General features: G+C 34.9%; 7 protein-coding genes and 1 pseudogene. 5 read left to right on the top strand and 3 right to left on the bottom strand.

Going from position 1 to position 7,582, the window contains the following annotated elements:
* The 3 genes from Q0W25_RS08605 to Q0W25_RS08595 all read left to right on the top strand — a co-directional run.
* Nucleotides 1–853: hypothetical protein (locus Q0W25_RS08605; protein WP_298521178.1), on the top strand; the 853-nt coding region annotated here is incomplete at its 5' end.
* Between the two features lie 36 nt (nucleotides 854–889).
* The gene (locus Q0W25_RS08600; protein ID WP_298521176.1) at nucleotides 890–1,606 is read left to right on the top strand and encodes a sortase; all 717 of its coding nucleotides are present in this window, start codon (nucleotides 890–892) and stop codon (nucleotides 1,604–1,606) included.
* Entirely contained in the window at nucleotides 1,606–1,977 is a 372-nt protein-coding gene (locus Q0W25_RS08595; protein WP_298521174.1) for a dihydroneopterin aldolase family protein, read from the top strand. The genes Q0W25_RS08600 and Q0W25_RS08595 overlap by 1 nt, the downstream gene beginning before the upstream one ends.
* Nucleotides 1,978–1,980: 3 nt before the next feature.
* Here Q0W25_RS08595 and mfnA read toward each other — a convergent pair whose 3' ends face one another.
* From mfnA to rplJ, 3 genes are all read right to left on the bottom strand, one after another.
* On the bottom strand, nucleotides 1,981–3,138 hold the full coding sequence (gene mfnA, locus Q0W25_RS08590; RefSeq protein ID WP_298521172.1) for a tyrosine decarboxylase MfnA: 1,158 nt from the start codon (nucleotides 3,136–3,138) through the stop codon (nucleotides 1,981–1,983).
* A gap of 59 nt (nucleotides 3,139–3,197) precedes the next feature.
* Entirely contained in the window at nucleotides 3,198–5,474 is a 2,277-nt protein-coding gene (gene ppsA / locus Q0W25_RS08585; protein ID WP_298521171.1) for a phosphoenolpyruvate synthase, read from the bottom strand.
* A 173-nt stretch (nucleotides 5,475–5,647) separates the two neighbouring features.
* The gene (rplJ, locus tag Q0W25_RS08580) at nucleotides 5,648–6,130 is read right to left on the bottom strand and encodes a 50S ribosomal protein L16 (RefSeq protein ID WP_297824986.1); all 483 of its coding nucleotides are present in this window, start codon (nucleotides 6,128–6,130) and stop codon (nucleotides 5,648–5,650) included.
* 231 nt (nucleotides 6,131–6,361) lie between these two features.
* On the opposite strand from rplJ, the gene Q0W25_RS08575 reads away from it, so the two are divergent.
* Nucleotides 6,362–6,604, top strand: a complete 243-nt coding sequence (locus Q0W25_RS08575; protein WP_298521168.1) for a KEOPS complex subunit Pcc1 — start codon at nucleotides 6,362–6,364, stop codon at nucleotides 6,602–6,604.
* A gap of 167 nt (nucleotides 6,605–6,771) precedes the next feature.
* Nucleotides 6,772–7,582, top strand: a pseudogene (locus tag Q0W25_RS08570) (hypothetical protein); the annotation flags it as partial.

Here is a 7,582-nt window from a genome sequence, read left to right as displayed (position 1 = left end):
AAATGAGCTTCATGAATTATATTCCGGGGCTCTTACAACATCCCCTACAGCAATGGATTTGGAAAACAAAATTGAAAACAGCAACAATATTGAAGAAATCAGAATGACAAATATCATAAATCCCGCAACAAAGGAATGGAAGTCATATCACTTAAAGTCAATAAGAATCAACCAAGACAAATACAATAGGACAATGGCGGTTTATTCAAATGAAAGCAAAAATGTCATCATGCCTTGTGAAGAAGCTATCGAACTTGTGAATAAAAACAATGCCGAAATACTATCTCAAATCAGCTTTGAAAAGCCGAATACAGTATCAGTCCCCATCTTGATTTCAAGGCTGCAGGCAGGAGCGGGACTCATAAATGTCGGAAGCGTAGTGGACATCTATACAAATTCAAATTATACAAATGATAGCTTTGAGTCAAACGGCACTGCTCCAGACATCAGCGGATGTACCGTGCTGGCAATAATGAGATATGAAGAAACTGGAGAAATTGATTCGGAATATTCAAAATCAGACATGATTGTAAATGGAAATGACACCAATCCTCATGAAAACACCAAAAGATTTTCATCAAACGTGCTGGAAATGATAAAGGGAAGCATGATGAAAGGATACAATGAAAAAGAGACATTGAATATGCTTAAAAGTTATGGTGTCAGATTATCAAATTATGAAAGGCAAATCAATCTGGGTGATTTGGATGCTCAGTATATGCTTTTGGTTGAAACACCACAAGACAAAGTCAGTTATATGCTGAACAATATGGACAATATAGTATTAACCATACCTACAACTGATGCCCCGAATTGGATGATTAACGAAATTAACCGAACAAACATTGATTAAGAAAACTATTATATTAGATATAACTAAAATGATATTATGGAAAAACCAACTATTACAACTATAATCATAATTATTTGCATTTTAATAATTGGATTATATGCAATGGGAGAAGTAAATTATTTTTCATCAAAAATAGCTGTTGAAAGAAATATCGAATCACCGGCCATTGCAATACCTTCAATAGGCGTTCAGGAAAAAATAAATAACGTGTCACTAAATCAGGGCGTATTATATGAAGGGTATGAACCTACTCACGGAGACACATTAATATATGGGCATAGAACCCTCCAAGGTTCTCCATTTTTAAGACTTAATGAGATATCCGCGGGAGATTCATTTTTATTAGAATGGCCCGGAATAGGTGAATTGAATTATACCGTAGTAAACAGCACAATTGTCCCAGCCAACCATGTAATCAGTACTGAGGAAAATGGAACTACAGTATATCTAATTACATGCGATCCAATCGGTTCAACCGAAAACAGGCTGATTATAGAAGGAGATTTAAGTGAAAAAAATCCTATAAATGACAAAATCATAAAGGACAACCCTCAAGAGTCTTATGCGTACATCATTTCTGCAGCATTCTTAGCGATTGGGTTAATTTTTAGCTTTTTCTATCCGAAAGACAATAGGATGTACATTTTAGCCATCGTACTGATTATATCCGCAATACTGTTCTACTGTTGTATCAATCCAATCCCATCTGAAGTTATATACGATAAAATTATTTTCTTAAATGGAGGCTTATGATGGACGTAGACGAAAAATACTTTTCTAACATAACCAAAAGGGAAAGAGCAATATTTGAAGGAGCTATAAGTATGGGGGCCTTGTTTCACCAATTTGTAGGAACCCCTGTTAACAAAAACACTAAAGAAAGCTTAGAGAAATGTATGGAAGAATCTTTAAGGCTGCAGCCGGCCATTGAAGATGTGAAAGTTGAAATTAGATTTGATAAACTTGAAGAATCAATGACTGAATTCGACTATACTTCCCTTACCGGAGATATGTTAGACGTGAAGATATTTACAAAAGTAGACAATGTTAAGGCAACTATAAGAATCAAATTTATAGAAGAGCTTAACTATCCTTTGATGTATGTCGAAAATATTGAAGAATGAGAGTTAGTAGATTTCCTTTAAATCTTCTAACAATTCTTTTAAATGACTTTTTTTAATGTGATTCATTAAAACTATGCGAATTGCAACAGGACATTTGGCAACAGAAACCTTCCAACCTAATTCATCCAGTTTTTCAGCAAGCTCATGAGCCTCAATTTTAGGATGGTTGAATGCCAATAAATTTAATTCAGGTTCACGGACCAACTCATAGCCGATATCCTCCAAACCTTCTTTTAAATACCGAGTGTTATTCATCATCTCTTTTGCCATTTTTGCATACCCCTGTTTACCGAAGTATTTTAGGATTGCATAAGTGGCAGCTGAAGCGGCCCCTAAACGAGTGCCTACAATTGTAGATTGGGTTTTAACAGTCAAATACGGTGAATCGACGGCCATGACCTGCAAGTACTCCTCTTTTCTGAAAATAATTCCTCCTGCAGGAATCGGTGCTAACCCCATTTTATGAGGATCGACAGTGATTGAACAAACTCCCTCAAGAGAAAAATCAAAAACAGGCAAATCAAATCCAATTTCCTTTAAAAATGGAATTGAAAATCCACCAAATGCCGCATCAACATGGAAATATATGTTATTTTCATGTGCAATTTTGGAAATCTCATCGATTGGATCAATCAAACCCAATTCTGTTGTACCTGCAATAGCTACAATGGCTACAGTCTTGTCTGAAATTGAATCCTTTAGGGATTCCACATCCATTTTATAGTCATCATCCAGTTTGGCTTCGACAATCCTTAAATTCAACATGTCTGCTGCTTTCTTAAATGAAAAATGAGCTGCCTCTGAAATGATTATTTCCCCATCGACAATCCCCTTATATTTTCGCGCATGATTTCTTGCAGCACGAATAGCCATTATATTTGCTTCAGTTCCACCGGTTACGATATTACCATATGCATTGTCCAATGACAACAAATTCCCAATAGATTTTACCACTTCTTCTTCAATGTGTTTTGTGCCTTTAAAAAGACCAGGATCCCCCAAATTGGTATCTAGAAATTTACAGTAGACCTCTTTTGCAAATGGATGTGCTTCAGTGCACATGGATCCTAGAATCCTGCCATCAGCATAATCATAGTCCAACTTATGAATTTCTTCCAATTCTTTTAAGATAACTTCCCTATCTATTGGTTCATCTTGCATAAAATAACCTAATCCAATCAATAATAATTAAAATAAAAATAAAAAAAAGAATAATAAAATTATTCTAAACGTTTACGGGCAGCGTCAAGAATAATTTTTTGCTCAGCACGAGCAACAGTTTTTCTTACATCAGCAATAGCATCGGTATTTGAAGATACGCTTGAAATACCAAATTCCACAAGTTTTTCAACAATGTGTGGAACACTACCTGCTTGACCACAAATACTACATTTCACACCTGCTTCAGCACATTTTCTAATTGTTCTTTCAATTAATTTCATTACTGCAGGGTGTTCTTCTGAGTAGTGTTTTGCTACAAATTCATTGTTTCTGTCAACTGCAAGAGTATATTGAGTTAAATCGTTGGTTCCTAAACTTACAAAGTCTATTCCAACTTTAATGTACTCATCAATCATGATTGCAGCTGCTGGAATTTCAACCATCATACCGAAGTCAACATCTTTGTGAGGTTCGAAACCGATTTCAGAACAAAGAGCTTTTGCTTGTTTAAGCTCTTCAGGACTTTGTGATAACGGAATCATAATACCAATGTTTGTGTATCCTTTTTCGTGCAATTTTTTAATAGCTTTAAATTCACATTTAAGGATTTCAGGTTGGTCAAGTTCTCTTCTGATACCTCTCCAACCGAGCATTGGATTGTGTTCCCTAGGTTCGTTTTCTCCACCTTCTAAAGTAATGAATTCATCTGTTGGTGCATCCAATGTTCTGTACCATACAGGTCTTGGATAGAATGCATCTGCTACAATTTGAACATTGTCAGCGATTGTATCGATTAATTCATCTTCTTTACCATCAGCAATGAATTTGCCTGGGTGAATACCAGAGGTTAACATTAAATGTTCAGTTCTTAAAAGTCCTACACCATCAGCACCGGTTGCTGCTGCTTTTTCTGCTGCTTCAGGCATACTTACATTAGCTTTTACTTCAGTTACAGTAATAATTGGAGCTGCTTCAACTGTTCCTGCAACAGCTACAGCTTCTTCTTTAGTTTCAGAGATTCCTTCAAACACTAATCCTTTTTTACCATCTAAGGTTACACCGGAATTTTCTTCTAAAGTGGTTGTAGCATCTCCAGTACCTACAACACATGGAATTCCGAGTTCACGGGAAATGATTGAAGCGTGACAGGTTACTCCACCTTCATCTGTTACGATACCGCTAGCTCTTCTCATAGCAGGAACCATATCAGGAGTGGTCATTGTTGTAACCATGATGTCTCCATCTTTAATTTTATCCAGTTCATCAATATCTAAAACAATTTTGACTTTACCTGAGGCCATTCCCGGACTTGCACCAAGACCCCTTACAAGAACATCACCTAAATCGGAAGATGCATCTTGGGTTTCTTCTTCAACATCACCTAAGGTTGTGATTGGTCTTGCTTGCAATAGGAATAACATGTCTTTTTCAAACGCCCATTCGGTATCCATTGGTTCGCCATAGTGAGCTTGAACGGTTTTACCCATTTCAGTTAATTCAATGAGTTCATCGTCAGACAATACTCTTTCTTTTCTTTGGTTTTCTGGAACGTCAACTTTTACACTAGTACCGTTTTCATCGTTGGTGTACATTACTTTTTTATCACTGATTGTGACATTGATAATTTCATTGTTCTTTTTGTCAACTTGATAGTTATCAGGAGTTACGTCACCGGATACTACTGCTTCACCAAGTCCCCAAGACCCTTCAATCAATGCAATTTCTTCACCAGTTGATGGGTTTACGGTAAACATTACACCTGCTTTATCAGCATTTGCCATTTTTTGAACAACTACTGCAATGTAAACTTTGGAATGTTCGAAGTTGTTTTCTTCACGATAGAAAATTGCTCTTGCTTCAAATAGGGAAGCCCAACATTTTCTAATGTATTCGATTACTTCGTCATCACCGGACACGTGCAAGAAAGTGTCTTGTTGACCTGCGAAAGATGCTTCAGGCAAGTCTTCTGCGGTTGCAGAGGATCTGATTGCCACATCAGTATCGTCTTCGCCAACTCTTTGACAGAGTTCATTGTAATATTCACGAATAAAAAGAACTAAATCTTCTGGAATCGGAGATTCAACAATTATCTTTTTGATTTCTTCAGAAGCTGCTTGAAGAGCTTTAGTATCATTAATGTCGATTTCGTCAAGAATACTCATAACTGAATCGTTGATTCCAGCCTCATCCATAAAATATTCATAAGCTTGTGCAGTTACTACAAAACCTGGTGGTACGGGAATGCCTGCTTGAGTTAATTCACCCAAATTAGCACCTTTTCCACCTGCAATTCCAATATCGGATTTGTTTAAATCCTCAAATTTTACAACATACATGAAATATAACCTCTTGGTTTGCAAATAATAAAAAATTGACATTATTTAGATAGTCAATACTATAATTAAATATATAATTTCAACGTTTAAATATTTAATCATAAAAAAAAGAATTGCTGTGAAAAATAGGAATTAATAAAAAAAATAGAAAAAAAAGAGTTAATTAAATAAATCTATTTAATTAAATCTGCGCCTTTATCAATGACGATTTTACATGGAACTGGCATTTTCATGCCTGCTCTTTTTAATGCAACTTTAGCTTGTTCAAAGTTTTTTTCTTGGCAGTCAATAGTGATGATTCTTTGATTCTTTTTAACAATAGCTTCAACACTGATTGGTTTACCGAAAGCGTTTCTCATACCACTTTGTACCCTGTCCGCACCTGCACCAGTTGCCATTGGGTTTTCTCTAACAATTTGGTGTGGGTAAACTCTTAATTTTAAGTGGTAACCCATTCTACCAGCAGCTCTTTGCATTAATCTGTTAGAAGCGATCCTTGCAGCTTCTAATGAGTTGTGTCTGATTTGAGCTGGTTTTTTAACAGCTAAACTTAATGAAACAGGGAATTCATCTCTTAAATTTCCCATATCATACTGTACGATTCTTGAATTTGGGTTTTTTCTGATATATTCTCTTCTTGTATAAGCACGAACCATAATTATTCCTCCGAAACAAAAATTACATGATAAACATGTTTAATTGAAAAAATAGCTATAAATACAAAATCTTTTAAAATAGCTATATAAAAATTATATATCGTAATATAATAGAATACTTAAATATATTGATTAAGTCATTAATAAATGTTACCATATTTTTCAAAATACTACAGCAAAGTTATATTAGATTAAAATACATAATAAATATATCGACAACATAAATTCGTGATGTTTATGAAAATAACCGGAAATATTTCATTCAATTATAAAAACAAAACAGATGCGAAACTTATATTTGATTCACTTGATGTAGATAATGAAAACTATCTTGATTCAGAAATATCCGAAAACAAAATTAATTACAAAATCACTTCAGACAAATTGGGCAGTTTTCTTGCAACTACTGATGACTTAATAGCTAGTGAAATCGTATCTGAAAAAATCATTGGAAAAACAAAAGAAATAAAATAATTTAACAAGATACATTAATTCTCAAAAGACTCTCACACTATTTTTTTCAATTATAAAATAATTTTGAGATAAGCTTATTTTTTGTAATAATAATTAATAGGAAATTTTATATAAATAAAGGAAAAGATATAAAAATATTATATTAAAATTTATAGAGAGTGTTTATTATGGTATGTCACTATCATCCAGACAGACAAAGCACAGATGTATGTGCGATATGTGGGAAAGAAATATGTAAAGAATGCGGTTTAGAAATCGCAGGAAAAGTTTATTGTAAAGACTGCTTGCAGAAGATTGTAGGCCTCGAATTGGAAAGCAAATCTCAAAGCGCAGAACCTCAAGAACCAGTTAGAGCACAACCTGCAAGACTAGGAAAACAAGTTGATCAAAACATTTATGATCCTCAAGAAGAAATCTCATATGCTCTGGAACCACAAGCCGAAGCTACAAGAGGAATTAGTGAAGATTCACCATATAACATAAAAGACAGCATAGAATATTCCGGCGGTCTTGAATCATCATACTTATCCGAAAGGGAAGCCCCTTCACTTGAAAGGCAAGCACCTGCTCAAGATGAAATCGAATACCAACCTCAAGAGCAAGCACCAATCGGAAATGATCCAGAATACATCTATCCAGATCACTCTTACCAACCTGAACCTACAAGCGCTAGACTTGAATTGGAAGACAAATATGAAAAATATCTAGATGACTTGTACTTCGATGAACCTGAAGTTCCATTAGGCGAACAACTCGCAAAAGATGAAGAGCAATACGGTTCATTAACCAGGAAAGAATACAAACCTTCCGAAAAACCTGCTGAAACTCAAAAAAGGGCTAAACCTGATAAGCCTGAAACCCCTGAAGAAATGGAAGCAAGAATCAGAGCTGAAATTTTAGAAGAACAAGGAATTAAACCTAAAAAGAGTAAAAAAAGTAAAAGCATCCACAACTTAAATTATCAAGACGAAAAAGAAC

This window comes from uncultured Methanobrevibacter sp. (assembly GCF_947166415.1).
Taxonomy (GTDB): domain Archaea; phylum Methanobacteriota; class Methanobacteria; order Methanobacteriales; family Methanobacteriaceae; genus Methanocatella.
The sequence above is the reverse complement of the archived record's forward strand: the minus strand, read 5'-3'. Positions and strand labels throughout refer to the sequence as shown.

What these genes read in the sequence shown, in the direction of transcription:
- Q0W25_RS08600 (WP_298521176.1), top strand. Translation starts at nt 890, where the DNA reads ATGGAAAAACCAACTATTACAACTATAATCATAATTATTTGCATTTTA.
- Q0W25_RS08595 (WP_298521174.1), top strand. Translation starts at nt 1,606, where the DNA reads ATGGACGTAGACGAAAAATACTTTTCTAACATAACCAAAAGGGAAAGA.
- mfnA (WP_298521172.1), bottom strand. Translation starts at nt 3,138, where the DNA reads ATGCAAGATGAACCAATAGATAGGGAAGTTATCTTAAAAGAATTGGAA.
- ppsA (WP_298521171.1), bottom strand. Translation starts at nt 5,474, where the DNA reads ATGTATGTTGTAAAATTTGAGGATTTAAACAAATCCGATATTGGAATT.
- rplJ (WP_297824986.1), bottom strand. Translation starts at nt 6,130, where the DNA reads ATGGTTCGTGCTTATACAAGAAGAGAATATATCAGAAAAAACCCAAAT.
- Q0W25_RS08575 (WP_298521168.1), top strand. Translation starts at nt 6,362, where the DNA reads ATGTTTATGAAAATAACCGGAAATATTTCATTCAATTATAAAAACAAA.